General features: G+C 71.3%; 18 protein-coding genes and 1 tRNA gene. 4 read left to right on the forward strand and 15 right to left on the reverse strand.

Translation table 11 applies throughout. The features are described 5' to 3' along the window. The first annotated feature begins 111 nt into the window (after positions 1-111). A complete protein-coding gene (locus ACFC0Z_RS21215; RefSeq protein WP_376440060.1) occupies positions 112-1,050 on the forward strand; it encodes an oxidoreductase in 939 nt (312 codons plus the stop codon). On the opposite strand, the gene ACFC0Z_RS21220 is transcribed toward ACFC0Z_RS21215, so the two are convergent. The 5 genes from ACFC0Z_RS21220 to ACFC0Z_RS21240 form a co-directional block, all read right to left on the reverse strand. Beyond that, positions 1,037-1,936 (reverse strand): hypothetical protein, encoded by a 900-nt coding sequence (locus ACFC0Z_RS21220; RefSeq protein WP_376440062.1) that lies wholly within the window; start codon positions 1,934-1,936, stop codon positions 1,037-1,039. The two genes, ACFC0Z_RS21215 and ACFC0Z_RS21220, sit on opposite strands and share 14 nt — an antisense overlap. A 62-nt stretch (positions 1,937-1,998) precedes the next feature. Then, positions 1,999-2,910, reverse strand: coding sequence for an RNA polymerase sigma factor SigF (locus ACFC0Z_RS21225; protein WP_376440065.1), 912 nt, complete (start codon positions 2,908-2,910; stop codon positions 1,999-2,001). Between the two features lie 235 nt (positions 2,911-3,145). Further along, positions 3,146-3,991: an RNA polymerase sigma factor SigF gene (locus ACFC0Z_RS21230; protein WP_376440067.1), complete on the reverse strand. Its 846-nt coding sequence runs from the start codon at positions 3,989-3,991 to the stop codon at positions 3,146-3,148. A gap of 213 nt (positions 3,992-4,204) precedes the next feature. After that, complete coding sequence (locus ACFC0Z_RS21235; RefSeq protein WP_376440070.1) at positions 4,205-4,498, reverse strand: Dabb family protein; 294 nt, start codon at positions 4,496-4,498, stop codon at positions 4,205-4,207. Between the two features lie 9 nt (positions 4,499-4,507). After that, positions 4,508-4,672 (reverse strand): hypothetical protein, encoded by a 165-nt coding sequence (locus ACFC0Z_RS21240; RefSeq protein WP_376440073.1) that lies wholly within the window; start codon positions 4,670-4,672, stop codon positions 4,508-4,510. A gap of 550 nt (positions 4,673-5,222) precedes the next feature. Here ACFC0Z_RS21240 and ACFC0Z_RS21245 point away from each other — a divergent pair. Next, on the forward strand, positions 5,223-7,655 hold the full coding sequence (locus ACFC0Z_RS21245; protein WP_376440075.1) for a proprotein convertase P-domain-containing protein: 2,433 nt from the start codon (positions 5,223-5,225) through the stop codon (positions 7,653-7,655). A 62-nt stretch (positions 7,656-7,717) separates the two neighbouring features. Here ACFC0Z_RS21245 and serS read toward each other — a convergent pair whose 3' ends face one another. From serS to ACFC0Z_RS21270, 5 genes are all read right to left on the reverse strand, one after another. Then, positions 7,718-9,010 carry a serine--tRNA ligase gene (gene serS / locus ACFC0Z_RS21250; protein ID WP_376440078.1) on the reverse strand — a complete coding sequence of 431 codons (1,293 nt, stop codon included), beginning with the start codon at positions 9,008-9,010 and terminating at the stop codon, positions 7,718-7,720. Between the two features lie 85 nt (positions 9,011-9,095). After that, a tRNA-Ser gene (locus ACFC0Z_RS21255) sits at positions 9,096-9,183 on the reverse strand. A gap of 44 nt (positions 9,184-9,227) precedes the next feature. Next, the gene (gene tadA, locus ACFC0Z_RS21260; protein WP_376440328.1) at positions 9,228-9,656 is read right to left on the reverse strand and encodes a tRNA adenosine(34) deaminase TadA; all 429 of its coding nucleotides are present in this window, start codon (positions 9,654-9,656) and stop codon (positions 9,228-9,230) included. Between the two features lie 115 nt (positions 9,657-9,771). Further along, positions 9,772-10,308: a hypothetical protein gene (locus ACFC0Z_RS21265; RefSeq protein ID WP_376440081.1), complete on the reverse strand. Its 537-nt coding sequence runs from the start codon at positions 10,306-10,308 to the stop codon at positions 9,772-9,774. A 259-nt stretch (positions 10,309-10,567) separates the two neighbouring features. Next, complete coding sequence (locus tag ACFC0Z_RS21270; protein ID WP_376440084.1) at positions 10,568-10,777, reverse strand: hypothetical protein; 210 nt, start codon at positions 10,775-10,777, stop codon at positions 10,568-10,570. Between the two features lie 92 nt (positions 10,778-10,869). On the opposite strand from ACFC0Z_RS21270, the gene upp reads away from it, so the two are divergent. Continuing rightward, on the forward strand, positions 10,870-11,505 hold the full coding sequence (gene upp, locus ACFC0Z_RS21275; RefSeq protein WP_015034991.1) for a uracil phosphoribosyltransferase: 636 nt from the start codon (positions 10,870-10,872) through the stop codon (positions 11,503-11,505). A gap of 54 nt (positions 11,506-11,559) precedes the next feature. Here upp and ACFC0Z_RS21280 read toward each other — a convergent pair whose 3' ends face one another. Next, the gene (locus ACFC0Z_RS21280; RefSeq protein WP_376440087.1) at positions 11,560-12,189 is read right to left on the reverse strand and encodes a LytR C-terminal domain-containing protein; all 630 of its coding nucleotides are present in this window, start codon (positions 12,187-12,189) and stop codon (positions 11,560-11,562) included. Positions 12,190-12,313: 124 nt separating this feature from the next. Further along, entirely contained in the window at positions 12,314-12,610 is a 297-nt protein-coding gene (locus ACFC0Z_RS21285; RefSeq protein ID WP_360797979.1) for a type II toxin-antitoxin system VapB family antitoxin, read from the reverse strand. A gap of 97 nt (positions 12,611-12,707) precedes the next feature. Between ACFC0Z_RS21285 and ACFC0Z_RS21290 the strand changes: the two genes are divergently transcribed. Further along, positions 12,708-14,261 (forward strand): helicase HerA-like domain-containing protein, encoded by a 1,554-nt coding sequence (locus tag ACFC0Z_RS21290; protein WP_376440091.1) that lies wholly within the window; start codon positions 12,708-12,710, stop codon positions 14,259-14,261. A gap of 6 nt (positions 14,262-14,267) precedes the next feature. Here the strand turns inward: ACFC0Z_RS21290 and ACFC0Z_RS21295 are convergent, their stop codons facing one another. The 3 genes from ACFC0Z_RS21295 to pip all read right to left on the reverse strand — a co-directional run bounded on the left by ACFC0Z_RS21295 (position 14,268) and on the right by pip (position 17,631). Further along, positions 14,268-15,821, reverse strand: coding sequence for a M28 family metallopeptidase (locus tag ACFC0Z_RS21295; protein ID WP_376440094.1), 1,554 nt, complete (start codon positions 15,819-15,821; stop codon positions 14,268-14,270). Positions 15,822-15,936: 115 nt separating this feature from the next. Beyond that, positions 15,937-16,611, reverse strand: a complete 675-nt coding sequence (locus ACFC0Z_RS21300; RefSeq protein WP_376440096.1) for an HhH-GPD-type base excision DNA repair protein — start codon at positions 16,609-16,611, stop codon at positions 15,937-15,939. Between the two features lie 42 nt (positions 16,612-16,653). Beyond that, on the reverse strand, positions 16,654-17,631 hold the full coding sequence (gene pip / locus ACFC0Z_RS21305; RefSeq protein ID WP_376440099.1) for a prolyl aminopeptidase: 978 nt from the start codon (positions 17,629-17,631) through the stop codon (positions 16,654-16,656). Between the last annotated feature and the right edge of the window lie 20 nt (positions 17,632-17,651).

Here is a 17,651-nt window from a genome sequence, read left to right on the forward strand (position 1 = left end):
CCGGGGCGGTTCGTCACGGCTCCAGCGTACCCCTCCGGCGCAACCGGGTGCCCTGTCTGGCACCAAGTCGCACACTTGACACTCGGTGACACGAGGGGCAGCGTGTGTCGCATGACCAAGAAGCAGAGCTGGACCGCCGACCAGATCCCGGACCAGACCGGACGGGTCTTCGTCGTCACCGGGGCCACCAGCGGCCTCGGCCTCGCGACCACCCGCGCGCTCGCGCGCCGCGGGGGCCGCGTGATCCTCGCCCTACGGGACGAGGAGAAGGGCCGCTCGACCGCCGAGGGGCTCGCGGCGGACGGGGTGGCGCCCGGCCTCCTCGACGTACGGCGGCTCGATCTCGCCGACCTCGACTCGGTACGGGCCTTCGCCGCCCGGCTGCGCGAGGACCATCCCCGTATCGACGTGCTCGTCAACAACGCGGGCGTGATGGCGCCGCCCCGCACCCTGAGCCCACAGGGCCACGAGCTGCAGTTCGCCACCAACCACCTCGGTCACTTCGCGCTCACCGGGCTGCTCCTCGACCGGCTCGCCGCCGGCCGGGACCCCCGGGTGGTCACCGTCAGCTCGATCAACCACCGGCAGGGCCGCCTCCGCTTCGACGACCTCGGCGGCGAGCACGGCTACGCGCCCATGGCCTTCTACAACCAGTCCAAGTTCGCCAACGCCGTCTTCGGCCGGGAGCTGCACCTGCGCCTGACCGCGAGCGGCAGCCCCGTCCGCAGCGTCCTCGCCCACCCCGGCTACACCGCGACGAGCCTCCAGACCCGCGACGCACGCGGTCTGACCAGGCTGTTCTTCGGCCGCATCGGGAACCCGCTGCTCGCCCAGGCCCCGGAGCGGGGCGCGCTGCCCCAGCTGTACGCGGCCACGGACGCGACCGTGGCGGGCGGCGAGTTCATCGGACCCGACGGACCGGCCGAGCTGCGGGGCGCGCCGACCCGCGTACGCCTCTCCGCGGCGGCCGCCGACGCGGGCACCGGGCGGCGCCTGTGGGACGTCTCGGAGGAGCTGACCGGGGTGCGCTTCCCGGTCACCGCCAGCTGACGGTGACCCGCTGGGTGTCGATCCGCATGCCGAGCGGCACCCGCCAGGACTCCACGCACACGCGGTACGTCTCCGTCCGCGCCGCCCCGGCGGCGAGGGGCGCGGGCAGGGGCTGACTGCTGGTGATCGTTTTCCAGTCGACGCCCAGCGAACCGATGATGTGGGTCGCGAAGGAGAGGGAACCCGGATGGGCCGTCGTGCCGCCGTTGTTGGTCACGGTGACGGTCACCTTCTCGCACCAGCGCACGTCGGCGTCGGCGAGCGAGGTCCCGGAGACGCTGAGCAGAGCGGGCTCCGGCTCGGGCTCCGGCTCGGGATCGCGCGGCGGGGCCGGGGAAGCCGTGGGGCCGCTCGTGGCGGGTGGCGGTGAGGTCGTCGTCCCGGGCGTGCCGGTCGCCGGCGCGGGGGTACGGGGCGGGGTGGCGCCACCGGTGGCCGGAGCCGCGCTGGGGGAGCCGGACGCAGCGGGAGCGGAACCCGAACCCGAGCCCGTACCGGAACCTGATCCCGTACGGGAGGGCCCCGAGCCGCCCCCAGGGAGCGACGGCGATCCCGACCCCGAAGGCGTCACCGGCCCCGAAGCCGTCCCGGTGGCAGGCGATGTGGTGCCCTCCCCGGGCGCCGTCCCAGCCTCAGCCCCAGCTCCTGCCCCAGCCCCTACCCCTGGTGTCGTCGCTGCTGCCGCCTCCGGTGAAGCCGTCCCGCCCGCCGTCGGCCCGTCCAGCGGCACCAGCTGGATGGCCCCCGACGGGGCGACCGCACCCTTGGGCAGGGTCCCGGCGCCCACCGCCGCGTACCCCTCGCCGCCGCCGCTCCCGCAAGCGGTGAGCGCCCCGCCGAGGCAGAGCGCCACCGCCGCCACGATTCCGGGCTTCCGTCGCCTCATGGCCCCCAGTCTGACTGACAGTCAGTCAATAAGGCCATGCTTCACGGAAGTTGATGTGCGGTTCAGTCGGAAGTGAGTCCCTCGCGCAGCTGTGCGAGCGTGCGGGTGAGGAGGCGCGAGACGTGCATCTGGGAGATGCCGACCTCCTCGCCGATCTGCGACTGGGTCATGTTGGCGAAGAAGCGCAGCATGATGATCTGCCGCTCCCGGGGCGGGAGTTTGGCGAGCAGTGGCTTCAGCGACTCGCGGTACTCGACGCCTTCGAGGGCGGTGTCCTCGTAGCCGAGCCGGTCGGCGAGCGAACCCTCGCCGCCGTCGTCCTCGGGCGAGGGGGAGTCGAGCGAGGACGCGGTGTACGCGTTGCCGACGGCGAGGCCGTCGACGACGTCCTCCTCTGACACCCCGAGGACGGCGGCGAGTTCGGGGACGGTGGGGGAGCGGTCGAGCCGCTGCGCGAGCTCGTCGCTGGCCTTGGTGAGGGCGAGCCGCAGCTCCTGGAGGCGGCGCGGGACGCGCACGGACCACGAGGTGTCGCGGAAGAAGCGCTTGATCTCGCCGACGACGGTGGGCATCGCGAACGTCGGGAACTCCACGCCGCGTTCGCAGTCGAAGCGGTCGATGGCCTTGATGAGGCCGATGGTGCCGACCTGGACGATGTCCTCCATCGGCTCGTTGCGGGAGCGGAAGCGGGCCGCCGCGTACCGCACGAGGGGGAGGTTGAGCTCGATGAGGGTGTCGCGGACGTACGTCCGCTCGGGGCTGTCCGCGGCCGCGCCTTCGTCGTCGAGGGCGCGCAGGCGCAGGAACAGGGAGCGCGAGAGGGTGCGGGTGTCGAGGGCGCCGGACGGGACGGCGACGGGCTGCGGGGCCGGGGCCTCCGCGCCGCTGTCGGCCGCGGTCGGAGCCGTCGTCTGCGTGGGCACGGGAACGGGCGTGAGCGTGAGCACCTTCGAGCTGCCCAGTTCTGTGGACATGCCACCCCCTTGAGGTCGCGGACGGTCGCGGTGGCCGCGACCATCTGAGGAACGCAGCTTCCACCTGAATACCGGCGGCGAGGCTGCGGCAAACTCGGTTCGAGCAGAATGTCACATGTCGGCAACACGCTGTAGTGACTTGTCGACAAGAAGAAGACGCATATCCGCAGGAAACAAGGGGTGTGCGGCATTTGGGGTGCCGCAGAACTGCTCCGAACCGGTCTACCCGTTCCAGCTACACCTCGATCCTGTTTGCGGATCTCAGACGGGCGAAGCTCCGGGCGAGGAGCCTTGACACATGCATCTGGGAGACGCCGAGTTCCTGGCTGATCTGAGACTGGGTCAGGTTGCTGTAGTAACGGAGCATCAGGATCCGCTGCTCGCGCTCGGGCAGCTGGACGAGCAGATGCCGTACGAGGTCGCGGTGTTCGACGCCGGCGAGCGCCGGGTCCTCGTAGCCGAGCCGGTCGAGCAGACCGGGCAGCCCGTCGCCCTCCTGCGCCGCCTCCAGGGAGGTGGCGTGGTACGAGCGGCCGGCCTCGATGCAGGCGAGCACCTCGTCCTCGCCGATCCGCAGCCGCTCGGCGATCTCGGCGGTCGTGGGGGAGCGGCCGTGGGCGGTGGTGAGGTCCTCGGTGGCGCCGTTCACCTGCACCCAGAGCTCGTGCAGCCGGCGCGGGACGTGCACGGTCCGGACGTTGTCGCGGAAGTACCGCTTGATCTCGCCGACGACGGTGGGCATGGCGAAGGTGGGGAACTGCACGCCCCGGTCGGGGTCGAAGCGGTCGATGGCGTTGATCAGGCCGATGGTGCCGACCTGGACGACGTCCTCCATGGGCTCGTTGCGGGAGCGGAAGCGGGCCGCCGCGTACCGCACGAGGGGGAGGTTGGCCTCGATGAGGGCACCGCGCACGCGGTCGTGCTCGGCGGTGCCCGGCGTGAGGTGCTTGAGCTGCCCGAAGAGCACCTGCGTGAGGGCACGGGTGTCGGCGCCGCGCGTGCTCTGGGGCCGGGCGCGCGGGGTCTCCGCGCCGCCTGCCTCGTGCTGGGGCGGGACTTGAGGCGCTGTACTGGCCGGCACGTTCACGCCACCCCTTTTGGTCAACAGGTCAACAACGGTCAACTCATCCGTCAAAAGCGGTCATAGCATCACAAGACATGTCCACTGTGTGCAAGCACCGTATAACTACGTGTTGAGGGCGTGAGGCACCAAAACGGAAGCCCAGAAACCGGCGAAGCCCCCCACCGCTTCGGTGGAGGGCAGCGGAGCGAGACGGATCTTGCCGGACGACTCCTAGAACGCGTAGTCCGCGATCACCCAGGTAGCGAACTCGCGCCACTGCGCGACACCCGCCTGGTGCGCCGGGTGGTCGAGGTAGCGCTGGAGCGCGTCCTTGTCCTCGACGGCCGAGTTGATCGCGAAGTCGTACGCGATCGGCCGGTCCGTGATGTTCCAGTCGCACTCCCAGAACCGCAGCTCCGGAATCTGCTCCCCGAGCGCCCGGAACGCCTCGACACCGGCGACGACCCGCGGCTCGTCACGGGAGACGCCGTCGTTGAGCTTGAAGAGGACCAGATGGCGGATCACGGAAGGCTCCTAGTTGATGAGTTCGGTCATGAACTGACCGACGCCCTGGGCGGCGCTGGCGATGCCCTCGAAACCTACCTGGACCAGGTCCGCGGCCCGCGCCGGGGAGGTGATGATCGTGTAGAGCACGAAGCACCCGACCGCGTAGAGCGCGACCTTCTTCGCTTGCACCATCTGCCCAGCCTCCCCTGTCCCCCGCCCGTACGACCGCGCCACTCTAACCGAGGCTTTATGGACCAAGGACCCGTCGATCGGGGCCTTTCGCCGCCCCCCGGAAGGGTGACGGGCGCGCAGTATTGATGTCAGAGCCCAGAGGATCTGGCAGGAATCCGAAGGGCTCCTGGAACCGGCCCGCACTGCGGGGTCCGCGCCGCGCGCTTCCCCCCTGACTGCGGCGCAGGACTTGCTGGACCGGTTCTCATCGGGGGGAGCGGCTTGTCCCCCCGATGCCGCTCCCCCCGTCCTAGTCACACGGAGTACGGAACAGCCCCGGGTCGCGAGTCACATGCGCGACCCGGGGCTTTCGCGTACGCGCCGCCCCCTCATGGCCTCCCCTTGTGGTGCCCCTCACCGTCCCCTGACTCCGAACGAGCAAGGCCCGTCGGAGGATTGCCCGCTCCTACGCTGCGGAAGTCCGCATCCCGGCCCCGTGAACGTCCCCGTGAACGTCCCCGTGAACGTCGCCGTGCACGGCAAGGGCCACCGACTCGATGGAGCACCAGTGATGAGACGCCCCGCATGGGCTCTGGCCGCGGCGGTGTCCGCGGCTCTGCTGTTCGGCGCGATACCCGCGCTCCCCGCGGCACCCGCCTACGGCACCGGCCTCCCGGACGACGGCCTGTCCCCGACCGCCGACGGTCCCGTCCCCGCCGCCCTCTTCGACCGGGCCGCGGCCGACGGAACGGTCCGCGTGAACGTGGTGACGCAGGCGCGCGCCGACGTGGCCTCCGCCGACGACGCCGGGACGACCGTGGTCGCGTACGACACGCTCCCGCTGGTCACGCTCAGGGTCGACACGGCGGGGCTCCAGGAGCTCGACGCGAAGCCGGGGGTCGTCCGGGTCTCCGAGGACGTGCCCGCGCCGCCCACGCTCAACGAGTCCACGGTCAGGATCGGCAGCGACAAGACCGCCGCCGCCGGGAAGACCGGGGCGGGGACGGCCATCGCGATCCTCGACACCGGGGTCGCGACCCACCACCCGTTCCTCTCCGGCCGGGTGACGGCCGAGGCGTGCTTCTCGGTCACCGACGACCGGTACGGCGCCACGAGCCTCTGCCCGAACGGCGCCGCCTCCCAGGAGGGCACCGGAAGCGCCGACGCCGAGGCGGGCCCCTGCGCGACCCTGGGGACCGCCTGCTCGCACGGCACGCACGTCGCCGGCATCGCCGCCGGAAACGGTACGGGGATCAGCGGAGCGCCCGCCCGCGGCGTCGCCCCAGGTGCGAGCCTCGTCGCCCTCCAGGTCTTCTCGCGGATCGACAGCGACGACTACTGCGGCGCCGGCGCCAGCCCCTGCGTCCTGAGCTTCACGAGCTCCCAGATCAAGGCCCTGGAGAAGGTCCGCGCCCTCAAGCAGGCGGGGACGAACATCGTCGCCGCCAACATGAGCCTCGGCGGCGGCTCCAACAGCACCGCCTGCGCCAACGACCCCCGCAAGCCGATCATCGACACCCTCCTCGCCGAGGGCGTCGCCACCGTCGTCGCGGCCGGGAACAGCGGGTTCAGCGCCGCGGTCGCCTCCCCGGGCTGTGTGGCCTCCGCGATCACCGTCGGTTCCACCACCGACGACGACCAGGTCTCCTCCTTCTCGAACCGGGGCCCGCTCCTCGACCTCTTCGCGCCCGGCACGAGCATCGTCTCCTCCGTCCCCGGCGGGACGTACGGCTCGAAGAACGGCACCTCGATGGCGGCCCCGCACGTCGCGGGCGCCTTCGCGGTCCTCCGCCAGGCCTTCCCGGCGAAGACGGTCGCCGAGCTGGAGGCCCTCCTCAAGAGCACCGGCACCCCGGTCTCGTACACCGGCGCCACCACCCCGCGGATCGACCTCAACGCGGCCGTGGGCGGCGGCGGTGGCGGCACGCCCCCGCCGGCCGATCCCACCGGCAGGCCCCTGGCCTTCCGCTTCGACAGCGACACGCCGTTCGCCATCCCGGACAGTACGGGCAAGAGCGTCCCCGGTACGCCGGTCGACTCCCCGATCACGGTGACCGGCCACCCCGAGGGCGCGCCGAAGGACCTCAGCGTCCGGGTCGCCTTCACCCACGCCTGGATCGGCGACGTCCGCCTCGAACTGGTCTCGCCGACCGGCAAGGTGTTCCTGCTCAAGGAAGCGAACCTGAACACCAGCGGCACCGCCTACGTCAACGTGTTCACCGTCGACGCGACCGGGCAGCCCTCGGACGGCGTGTGGCGGATGCGCGCCACGGACATCGACGACGGCTCCGTCGGCAGCCTCAACACCTGGTACATCGCCTTCCCGACCCCGTACAAGAGCACCGCCGTGAAGACGATCCCGGACACGGGCGGAGTCGGCTCCACCATCACCGTCTCGGGCATCACCGGCACCGCCTCGGGCCCCCTCCAGGTGGCCGTCGACCTCACCCACACCAAGATCGGCGACCTGGAGCTGTCCCTGACCAGCGCCGACGGCCGGCGCTACGTCCTCAAGCCGTACGGCTCCGAGCCCGGCGGCACCCTGAAGACCACGTACGGGGTCGACGCCTCGGCCGCGCTCGCCTCGGGCATCTGGCTGCTCGACGTCCGCGACGCGGCCGGCGGCTCGACCGGGCAGCTCAACGGCTGGTCGATCACGTTCCCCTCGTACGAGAACCAGACGGTGAAGCAGATCCCGGACCTCGACTTCGAGGAGATCTGGACCCGTCCCACGGGTCTGGTCGGCAACGGCTCGTCCCGTACGCAGGTGTACGTCGACATCACGCACGCCAACCTGGCCAACCTCAAGATCGACCTGGTCACCCCGACCGGCGTGCTGCTGCCGCTCAAGGGTTCCGGTTCGCCCGAGGGCCCCGGCGTGATCAAGAAGACGTACACCGTCGACACGAGCGCCTACGCGGCGAGCGGTCAGTGGAAGCTCCGCGTGGACGACGTGATGCCCGGCAACACGGGCACCATCCAGAACTTCGTCCTGCGGTTCTGACGCGGCGACGCGGCGACGCGGCGACGCGGGGTCCGTGAGACCCCGCGGCGCCGCGGAGTCCGTTACGCCTCCGGCTTCCCGTCCGCGGTGATGCGGCGGAAGCCGAGGTACGGGAAGAGCGCCTCGGGCAGGACGATGGAGCCGTCCTCCTGCTGGCCCTGTTCGAGCAGCGCGGCCAGGGTGCGGCCGACGGGCAGCCCGGAGCCGTTGAGCGTGGCGGCGAGCTTCGGCTTGCCGTCCTCGCCGCGGGTGCGGATGTTGGCCCGGCGGGCCTGGAAGGTGCCGAAGTCCGAGACCGAGGAGATCTCGCGGTACGTGTCCTGGCTCGGGATCCAGACCTCGATGTCGTACGTGAGCCGGGCGGAGAAGCCCGTGTCGCCGGCGGGCAGCTTGATGACCCGGTAGGCGAGGCCGAGCTCCTGGAGGCAGGCCTCGGCGTGGCCGACCATCGCCTCCAGCTCGGCGTCCGCCGTCTCCGGGTCGACGATCCGGACCATCTCGACCTTGGCGAACTGGTGCTGGCGGATCAGCCCGCGGGTGTCACGGCCGTACGAGCCGGCCTCCGAGCGGAAGCACGGGGTGTGGGCGGTCATGGCGACCGGCAGCTCGGCCGGCGGGATGATCTCGTCGGCGTAGAGGTTGGTCAGCGGGACCTCGGCCGTCGGGATGAGGAAGAGCTCGCGGTCGGCGACGCCGGTCTTGAACAGGTCCTCCTCGAACTTCGGGAGCTGCCCGGTGCCGGTCATGGTCTTGCGCGTGACCAGGTAGGGGACCGCGTACTCGGTGTACCCGTGACGGCGGGTGTGCAGGTCGAGGAAGAGCGTGGCGAGGGCCCGCTCCAGGGCGGCGCCCGCACCGCGGGAGACCGCGAAGCGCGGCCCGGACAGCTTGGTGGCGCGGCCGAAGTCGAGGATGCCGGTGGCCTCGCCGAGGTCGACGTGGTCCTTCGGCTCGAACGGGAAGGCGGCCGGGGTGCCGACACGCCGGATCTCGATCGCGTCCTTCTCGGAGTCGCCGTCGGGGGCGGAGTCGTCCGGCAGGTTCGGGATGCTGAGGAGCAGGTCCCGCAGCTGGGTCTCGATCTCCTCCTGCCCGGCCTCGATCTCGCGGATCCGGTCCTTCAGTTCGCGGGCGCGCTCCTTGAGTTCGCCGATGTCGCCGCCCTGACGGGCGGTCTGCTGGACCTCGCTCGCCACGCGCTTGGACTCCGCCCGCAGTTCGTCGGCCGAGCGGATGTTCTGGTTGCGCCGGGAGTGGAGGGACTCCAGCTCGGCCAGGTCCAGGGTGTAACCGCGACGGGCGAGCCGGCGAACCGCCTCGGCACCCATGTCGATCAGGGCACGGGCATCATGCATGGCGAAGATCCTTCTGATCCTGCGAGAGGGACGGATATGCAAAACACCCCTCTGACCGTGGTTTCCCTGATCAGAGGGGTGTTGCTGGCGGTAGCGGAGGGATTTGAACCCTCGGTGACTTGCGCCACACTCGCTTTCGAGGCGAGCTCCTTCGGCCGCTCGGACACGCTACCGAGAGAGAGCTTAGCCCAAAGTCGCGCAGGCATGAAATCCGTACTCAGAGGCCCTTGAAGAAGGCCCTGAGCTGGGCGGCGCACTCCTCGCCGAGCACGCCGTGGATCACCTCGGGCCGGTGGTTGAGCCGCCGGTCCCGTACGAGGTCCCAGAGCGAGCCCGCCGCGCCCGCCTTCTCGTCGAGCGCGCCGAACACCACCCGTTCGACCCGCGACTGGACGAGGGCGCCGGCGCACATCACGCAGGGCTCCAGGGTCACGACGAGCGTGCACCCCGTCAGGCGCCACTCGCCGGTCGCCTCGGCCGCCCGCCGCAGGGCGAGGACCTCGGCGTGCGCGGTCGGGTCGCCGGCCGCCTCGCGCTCGTTGTGCGCGCGGGCGAGGACCCGCCCGTCCGGGCCGAGCACGACCGCGCCGACGGGTACGTCCCCGGCGGGCGCGGCGGCATCGGCCTCGGCGAGCGCGAGCCGCATGGCGTCCCGCCAGGGGTCGCGTACGGGATCGGAGTCGGATCCGGAGTCGGGGACAGGTGCCTTGGGTGTCACGGCTGTCACGGCTGTCACGGGCTTCACGTGGTTCAGGGTGCCACTAGCGGACGGCCTCCAGGACGTCCGCTGCGCCCACCGCGTCCGCGATCACGGAGAGCGCGTCGCTGTCGAGCGCCCGGAGCTCGCGCTCCGAGAGGCCGAGGTCGGCGAGGACCTGCCCGTCGCCCGCCGGGGCGGCCGGTACGGCTCCGGCGGCCGTGCCCGCGGGCTCGTCGTCCTCGTCGGTGTCGTCGTGGAGCGGCTCCCCGTCCTCCGTACCGTCCAGGTCGAGGGCGTCGAGCTCGTCGAGCTCGGCGTCGAGGTCGTCACCGAGGATCTCCCGCGTGAGGATCTCCCCGTACGAGGAACGGGCGGCGGCAGCGGCGTCCGAGACGTAGATCCGGGGGTCTTCCTCGCCGTCGATCCGGACGATCCCGAACCACGCGTCTTCCTGCTCGATGTAGACGATCACCGTGTCGTCGTCCGAGGCCTCGCGGGCCAGATCGGCCAGATCCGACAGGGTCTCCACGTCGTCGAGCTCCGTGTCGCTCGCTTCCCACCCGTCTTCGGTGCGCGCGAGCAGTGCGGCGATGTACACCTGACTCTCTCCCACTGATCAGAGGTGTGACGTTCCGGCGGCGCGCTCCTGGTGCCCCGCCCAATCGGCATCGTGACAGAAACAGGGCGCTCAGGAGAGGTCTTCGGCTCTTGCGTCGTGCATCAGTCTGAACGACACCACCATCGGGTGGGCGTGCGACCCCGGCGCACTCGGGGGGCGCACAGGGCGCGTCCCCCCAGCGCCTCTTCGTCGCCTCGCCGGCGTCGTTCCCGCGTCTCCCCGGCGTCTCTTCGTCGCCTCACCAGCGGAACGTCCTCATGCGCATCGCCTGTCGCATCCGCGCGGCCCGGGCGCGTCGCGGCTGCACGCGCTCGCGCAGCGCCTTGGCCTCGTTCAGGTCGCGGAGGAACTGGGCGCGGCGCCTTCGGCGCTCCGCGTCGGTCTCCGGTGCCGGCTCGCCGGCCGCCCCCTCGGCGGCTTCGTCGGCCGGTTCTTCCAGGTCGGGCATAGGCCACACCACCCCATCGCTGGGTCCCTGTGCCCCCACCTTCCCTCAGCGGCATGGGTCGACGCCAGTGCGCGGCGGGCTACTGTTGAGTCATGCGTCTCCACGTCGTCGACCACCCCCTGGTCGCCCACAAGCTCACCACTCTCCGCGACAAGCGCACGGATTCCGCGACCTTCCGCCGTCTGGCCGACGAGCTGGTCACGCTCCTCGCCTACGAGGCCACGAGGGACGTGCGGACCGAGCAGGTCGACATCGAGACCCCGGTCACGCCGACGACCGGCGTGAAGCTGTCGTACCCGCGTCCGCTGGTCGTCCCGATCCTGCGCGCCGGTCTCGGCATGCTCGACGGCATGGTCCGGCTGCTCCCGACGGCCGAGGTCGGCTTCCTGGGCATGATCCGCAACGAGGAGACGCTCGAGGCGTCGACCTACGCCACGCGGATGCCGGAGGACCTCTCGGGCCGCCAGGTGTACGTGCTCGACCCGATGCTCGCCACGGGCGGCACGCTCGTCGCGGCGATCCAGGAGCTCATCAAGCGCGGCGCCGACGACGTGACCGCGGTCGTGCTCCTCGCCGCCCCGGAGGGCGTCGAGGTCATGGAGCGCGAGCTCGCGGGCACGCCGGTGACCGTCGTGACGGCCTCGGTCGACGAGCGGCTCAACGAGAACGGCTACATCGTCCCGGGCCTGGGCGACGCGGGCGACCGCATGTACGGCTCTGCCGAGTAAGAAGCACAGCCGGCTCCGCTGAGTAAGACCCGGCGGAGGCAAGACCCGGGGGTCTCAGCACTTCCCGGTCGGTACGGGCGCGGGCTTGTTCAGCGCGACGAGCGCCGCGTCCGCCGCCGCCTTCGGCGACAGCGTCTTGAAGGCGGTACCGATGACCAGGTCCACGTCCGCCGTGGCCCGGGTGTCGGTCTTGGTCGTGGCGCCCTTCAGCTGGGTGCCGAGGACCGGGAAGGCGCCCTTGACGGCCGTGGTCGCGCCGAGCAGCAGCCCCGCGCCGGGGACCTTCTTGTCGAGGGCGGCGGGGGCGTTCCCCACCTTGCCGATCTTGAAGCCGCGCTTCTTGAGCTCGTCGGCGGTCGTCTTCGCGAGTCCGCTGCGCGGGGTCGCGTTGTAGACGTTGACCGTGATCTGGCCGGGCTTCGGGAGGGCGGCGGCGGGCGGGGCGGTGGCCTTGGCGACCGGCTTGCAGTCGGCCTGCTTCCCCGCGGTGGTCTTCTTGCCCTCGTCGCCGGAGAAGACGTCGACGAGCTGGAGCGTGCCCCAGCCGGCCGCACCGAGCACCACCACGGCGGCCGCGGCCCCGAGGACGATCCTGCGTCGGCGGTGGGGGCGGCGCATGCGCGGGTAGACATCGCCCGTGATGCGGTATTTTCCGCCCATTCCGGGGGGAGTGAGCATGCTCATGAACGCAGCGTAATGCCGCCCGTGAGGGATGCCTACTGGATGATCATGTGATCGCGTCCGGATGGGGTGGAACTGCCCCCGAAAGGATCAGTCCCCGTCCGGTCCCCGCCCGTGCCGGGGAGGCTCAGTCGAGTTCCAGGACGCGCGCGTGCAGCACCTGGCGCTGCTGGAGCGCGGCGCGGACGGCGCGGTGCAGCCCGTCCTCCAGGTAGAGGTCGCCCTGCCACTTCACGACGTGCGCGAACAGGTCGCCGTAGAAGGTGGAGTCCTCCGCGAGCAGGGTCTCCAGGTCCAGCTGGCCCTTGGTGGTGACCAGCTGGTCGAGGCGGACCGGGCGCGGCGCGACGTCCGCCCACTGCCGGGTGCTTTCCCGGCCGTGGTCGGGATACGGCTTTCCACTTCCGATGCGCTTGAAGATCACACGGAAAGCCTACCGGGCAAGCGGCTCCCGGCGCAGCCACGTACGCCCGATGGGATGCTGACGGGAACTGTGACAAACCGGAAAATGGGGTGTCCTCATGGGTACAAGCGAAGGCGCCGGGCTTCCGTACGCCGACATCGCCGCCGGATACGCCTTCGACGGAGCGGCACTCGATCTGGGGGCCCTGCTCTGGGACGGCGTGTGTCACCCGGACGCGCCGATCCGTGTCCCCCTGGCGATGCTCAACCGCCACGGCCTGGTCGCCGGAGCCACCGGCACGGGCAAGACGAAGACGCTCCAGCTGATCGCCGAGCAGCTCTCGGCGCAGGGCGTGCCGGTCTTCCTCGCCGACATCAAGGGCGACGTCTCCGGCATCTCGGCCCCCGGCGCGGACGGCGAGAAGGTACGGGAACGGGCAGCCGAGGTCGGCCAGGAGTGGCGGGCGACGGGCTTCCCGAGCGAGTTCTACGGGCTCGGCGGCATCGGCCCGGGCGTCCCGGTCCGTGCGACGGTCACCTCCTTCGGGCCCGTGCTGCTCTCGAAGGTGCTCCAGCTCAACCAGACGCAGGAGCAGTCGCTCGGCCTGATCTTCCACTACGCCGACTCCAAGGGTCTGGAACTCGTCGACCTCAAGGACCTGCGGGCGGTGGTCGCCTTCCTCGTCTCCGACACGGGGAAGCCGGAGCTCAAGGGGATCGGCGGGCTCTCGACGGCGACGGCCGGGGTGATCCTGCGGTCGATCACGGCCTTCGAACAGCAGGGCGCGGGCGGCTTCTTCGGGGAGCCGGAGTTCGACACGGCGGAGTTCCTGCGGACGGCGCCGGACGGGCGCGGGATCGTCTCGGTCCTGGAGCTGCCGGCGGTGCAGGACAAGCCGCAGCTCTTCTCGACCTTCCTCATGTGGATGCTGGCGGACCTCTTCACGGACCTGCCCGAGGCCGGTGACCTGGACCAACCGAAGCTGGTCTTCTTCTTCGACGAGGCGCACCTGCTCTTCAAGGGGGCGTCGAAGGCGTTCCTGGAGTCGATCACGCAGACGGTCCGGCTGATCCGCTCGAAGGGCGTCGGCGTCTTCTTCGTGACGCAGACCCCGAAGGACGTACCGGCCGATGTCCTGGCCCAGCTCGGCAACCGGGTCCAGCACGCGCTGCGCGCGTTCACCCCGGACGACGAGAAGGCCCTCAAGGCGACCGCCAGGACCTTCCCGAACTCGGCGTACGACCTGGAGGAGGTGCTCACCGGCCTCGGTACGGGCGAGGCGGTGATCACCGTACTGAGCGAGAAGGGCGCCCCGACGCCGGTGGCGGCGACCCGGCTGCGGGCGCCGGAGTCGCTGATGGCCCCGGTCGACGCGGCCGCGCTGGACGCGGCGGTGAAGGCCTCGCCGCTGTACGGCCGCTACGCGGAGGCGGTGGACCGCGAGTCGGCGTACGAGCGACTGAGCGAGGCACAGGCGCAGGCGCAGGTACCGGCCCCGGAAGCGGCGAAGGCCCCTCAACCCCGACAGAAGAAGTCGGAGGAAGAGGAGCCCTCACTCGCCGAACAGGTCGTGAACAGCGGGATCTTCAAGTCCCTGGCCCGGTCGATCGGGACGCAGCTGGGCCGGGAGATCAGCCGCTCGATCTTCGGAACGGCCCGCCGAAGGCGGTAGTGGTGGTTACTGGGTGACCTCGTCGTGGTCGTCGTGCAGACCGCCGCCGCTGCCCGTGCCGCCGGTGGTCGGCGCGGAGTCGACCGGCTTGCTCAGGGAGGAGATGTCGTGGGCGTAGGTGCCCACGGCGTTGGCGATGACCTTGATGTTGGCGTCGAAGGCCGTCCGGTTGATGTTGCTGAGGTCGTCGCCCTTGGCGTGGTAGTTCACGTCGTACGCGACACCGGCCTCGCCGCCGAACTTGGCGGCCTGGGCGGCGGTCTTGATGCCCTCGGCGCCGGTGAAGGTGCCGCCGGACGGGATGCCGACCTCGATGAACGGGCCGTAGTCGGAGCGGCCGCTGAAGTCGGTGCCCTCGTGCGGGAGTCCGCGGGAGTCCATGAAGTCGGTGATGTTCCGCTCCAGCTGGGCGGAGCCCTCGGGTCCGGCGCCCGCGCCCACGCCGTCGGAGTCGTCGCCGTCGTACACGAACAGGCCGTAGTTCGGCGAGGCGATCATGTCGAAGTTGAGGTAGAGCTTGATCTCGCCCTTGTCGAGCGGGGTGAGGGTGCTGACGTAGTGCTCGGAGCCGAGGAGGCCGAGCTCCTCGGCGGACCACCAGGCGAAGCGGACCTTGTTGCGGACCTTGTCCTTCGACTTGGCGAGTTCGAGGGCGGTCTGGAGGAGACCGGCCGAGCCGGAGCCGTTGTCGTTGATGCCGGGGCCCGCGGTGACGGAGTCGAGGTGCGAGCCGAGCATCACGGTGTTGGCGGCGTTGCCGCCGCGGGTCTCCGCGATGACGTTGTTGGTGGTCCGGGTCTCCTGGAGCTGGCGGATCTCCAGGGAGAGGTTCACCGGCCCGGCAGCGAGCCCGGCGACGAGCTTCTCGCCCTCCTCCTGGGTGATGCCACCGGTCGGGAGCTTGGCGGAGGCCGCGTCGCCGAGGGTGCCGGAGAGGGCGCCGGGGCTGTGGTTGTAGATCACGGCGGCGACGGCACCGGCCGCGGCGGCGTTCTGCTGCTTCACGGCGAAGGAGCAGAAACCGCGCTTGATCAGCGCGATCTTGCCGGTGAAGGTGCCCGTGGCGAAGTCGGTGGGCTCGCAGCCGTGGCTGCCGTCGGCGTCGACGGGCGCGGCGGCGAGGGCGGCGGTGATGCCGCCGACCGGGGTGGACTTCGTGTAGGACATCGCCTTGATGTCGAAGGGGCGGGGGGTGGCGCCGAGGACGGAGGCCTTCTCGGCGAGCGTCTCCGTGTAGAGGAAGTCGAACTTCTGGTACCGGACGTCGTATCCGGCCTTCTTGAGCTGCGTGTAGACGTACGCGGCCGAGGCGTCGTGGCCGAGGCTGCCGGCCGCGCGGTTGCCGCCGGCCGAGTCGGCTATCGCCTGGAACTTCTGCAGGTGCTTGAAGGCGTCCTGGCCCGTGGTCTCGCGGACCAGCTTCTTCGCCAGCTTGGCGGCGTCTCGGGCGGGGGCGGCTGTCGGGTCCTGCCCCGCGGTGGCGGGGGAAGCGAGGACCAGCGGGGTGGCCAGGGCGGCGGCGGCGAGGATGGCCGCGGCACGGCGCTGGGTCGAGTTCACAGAAGTCCTTCCCGAGGCGGACGAGGTTGAGGGGAAGTTAGCGATTTCGGGAGGGTTCTGTGAACAGGTTTCGCGTAATTCCTGTCTCCTTGAGGAGGATTGACATCTGGAATTATCAATTCCCTGCCGATTTGGGAGCGTTGGTCTCTTTGGCGGCTTTGCTCGCCCTACCCGCCGGCTTCCCCGCCGGCTTCCCCGCCGCCTTCGCCGCCGCCTTCATCTCCTGCTTGTGGGCGCGCACCTTCGCGAGCGACTCCGGCCCGGTGATGTCGGCGGCCGAGCGGTACGCGCCCTGCTCGCCGTACGGCCCGGCCGCCTCGCGCCAGCCCGTGGGCCGTACGCCGTACTGCTTGCCGAGCAGGGCGAGGAAGATCTGCGCCTTCTGCTTCCCGAAGCCCGGCAGCGCCTGGAGCCGCGCGAGCAGCTCCTTCCCGGTCGCGGCGCCCTCCCACACGGCCGCCGCGTCACCCCCGTACTCCTCGACGAGGAACTGACAGAGCTGCTGCACGCGCTGGGCCATCGAGCCCGGGTAGCGGTGCACGGCGGGCTTCTCGGAGAGCAGCGCCGCGAACGCCTCCGGGTCGCGGGCGGCGATCTCGTGCGCGTCGAGATCGTCCGCGCCGAGCCGCGAGGCGATGGTGTACGGCCCGGAGAACGCCCACTCCATCGGCACCTGCTGGTCGAGCAGCATGCCGACGAGCGCGGCGAGCGGCGAGCGGGCCAGCAGCGCGTCGGCCTCGGGCTGCTGGGCGAGGTGGATGTCGGGGACCTGGGGGGTCGCGGGGCTCATGAGCCGATCATCACGCGCGCCCCGGGACCCCGCGCGGCGGGTTCACCCCTTCGCGGGGCGCCCCTCCCTGAACCGGTCCATGGCGGCGAGGATCAGCCGCCCGGTCTCCTCGCCGCCGAGGTGCCCGGCCCGCTCCACGACGTGCAGCTCGGCGTCCGGCCAGGCGCGGGCCAGCTCCCAGGCGGTGACGAGCGGCCCGCCCATGTCGACCCGCCCGTGGACGAGGACGCCGGGGATGCCGGCCAGCCGGTGGGCGTCCCGGATCAGGGCGCCCTCCTCCAGGAAGGCGCCGTGCGCGAAGTAGTGCGAGCAGATCCGGACGAAGCCGAGCCGGGCGTCGTCGACGCGGTCGGTGTACGGGGTCCCCATGCCCTCCGGGGAGAGCACGGCGTCCTCCCAGGCGCACCAGTCGGCGGCGGCCCTGGCCCGTACGGACCGGTCGGGGTGGTTCATGAGGGCGGCGTACGCCCCGACGAGCTCCGCGGCACCGCCCGGCCCCTCCCGGAAGCCCTCGCCCGCCCCCTCCCGGAACCGCTCGTGCGCCTCGGGGAAGATCCGCCCGACCCCCTCGTACAGCCAGGCGGTCTCGGAGCGGCGGGTGCTGGTGACGGCGGCGATCACGATCTCCGTGACGCGCTCGGGGTACGCCTCCGCGTACGCGAGGATCAGCGTGGACCCCCAGGAGCCGCCGTACAGCAGCCACTGCTCGATCCCGAGGTGCTCGCGCAGCCGCTCCATGTCGGCGACGAGGTGCGCGGTGGTGTTCACCGACATGTCGGCGGCCGGGTCGCCCGCGTGCGGGGTGGAGCGCCCGCAGCCGCGCTGGTCGAAGAGGACGAGCCGGTACGCCTCCGGGTCGAAGAAGCGACGGCTGCCCGGCGAGGAGCCGGAGCCGGGCCCGCCGTGGACGACGAGCGCGGGCTTGCCGCCCGGGTTGCCGGAGACCTCCCAGTGGACGCGGTTGCCGTCGCCCACGTCGAGGAGGCCCTGGTCGTACGGGGGTGTGGTGGCGGAGTACATCCGGCCGAGGCTACCGCTGG

Source organism: Streptomyces sp. NPDC056144 (assembly GCF_042264145.1).
Classification (GTDB): domain Bacteria; phylum Actinomycetota; class Actinomycetes; order Streptomycetales; family Streptomycetaceae; genus Streptomyces.

What these genes read in the sequence shown, in the direction of transcription:
- ACFC0Z_RS21215 (WP_376440060.1), top strand. Translation starts at nt 112, where the DNA reads ATGACCAAGAAGCAGAGCTGGACCGCCGACCAGATCCCGGACCAGACC.
- ACFC0Z_RS21220 (WP_376440062.1), bottom strand. Translation starts at nt 1,936, where the DNA reads ATGAGGCGACGGAAGCCCGGAATCGTGGCGGCGGTGGCGCTCTGCCTC.
- ACFC0Z_RS21225 (WP_376440065.1), bottom strand. Translation starts at nt 2,910, where the DNA reads ATGTCCACAGAACTGGGCAGCTCGAAGGTGCTCACGCTCACGCCCGTT.
- ACFC0Z_RS21240 (WP_376440073.1), bottom strand. Translation starts at nt 4,672, where the DNA reads ATGGTGCAAGCGAAGAAGGTCGCGCTCTACGCGGTCGGGTGCTTCGTG.
- ACFC0Z_RS21245 (WP_376440075.1), top strand. Translation starts at nt 5,223, where the DNA reads ATGAGACGCCCCGCATGGGCTCTGGCCGCGGCGGTGTCCGCGGCTCTG.
- serS (WP_376440078.1), bottom strand. Translation starts at nt 9,010, where the DNA reads ATGCATGATGCCCGTGCCCTGATCGACATGGGTGCCGAGGCGGTTCGC.
- tadA (WP_376440328.1), bottom strand. Translation starts at nt 9,656, where the DNA reads ATGCGGCTCGCGCTCGCCGAGGCCGATGCCGCCGCGCCCGCCGGGGAC.
- ACFC0Z_RS21270 (WP_376440084.1), bottom strand. Translation starts at nt 10,777, where the DNA reads ATGCCCGACCTGGAAGAACCGGCCGACGAAGCCGCCGAGGGGGCGGCC.
- upp (WP_015034991.1), top strand. Translation starts at nt 10,870, where the DNA reads ATGCGTCTCCACGTCGTCGACCACCCCCTGGTCGCCCACAAGCTCACC.
- ACFC0Z_RS21280 (WP_376440087.1), bottom strand. Translation starts at nt 12,189, where the DNA reads ATGAGCATGCTCACTCCCCCCGGAATGGGCGGAAAATACCGCATCACG.
- ACFC0Z_RS21290 (WP_376440091.1), top strand. Translation starts at nt 12,708, where the DNA reads ATGGGTACAAGCGAAGGCGCCGGGCTTCCGTACGCCGACATCGCCGCC.
- ACFC0Z_RS21300 (WP_376440096.1), bottom strand. Translation starts at nt 16,611, where the DNA reads ATGAGCCCCGCGACCCCCCAGGTCCCCGACATCCACCTCGCCCAGCAG.
- pip (WP_376440099.1), bottom strand. Translation starts at nt 17,631, where the DNA reads ATGTACTCCGCCACCACACCCCCGTACGACCAGGGCCTCCTCGACGTG.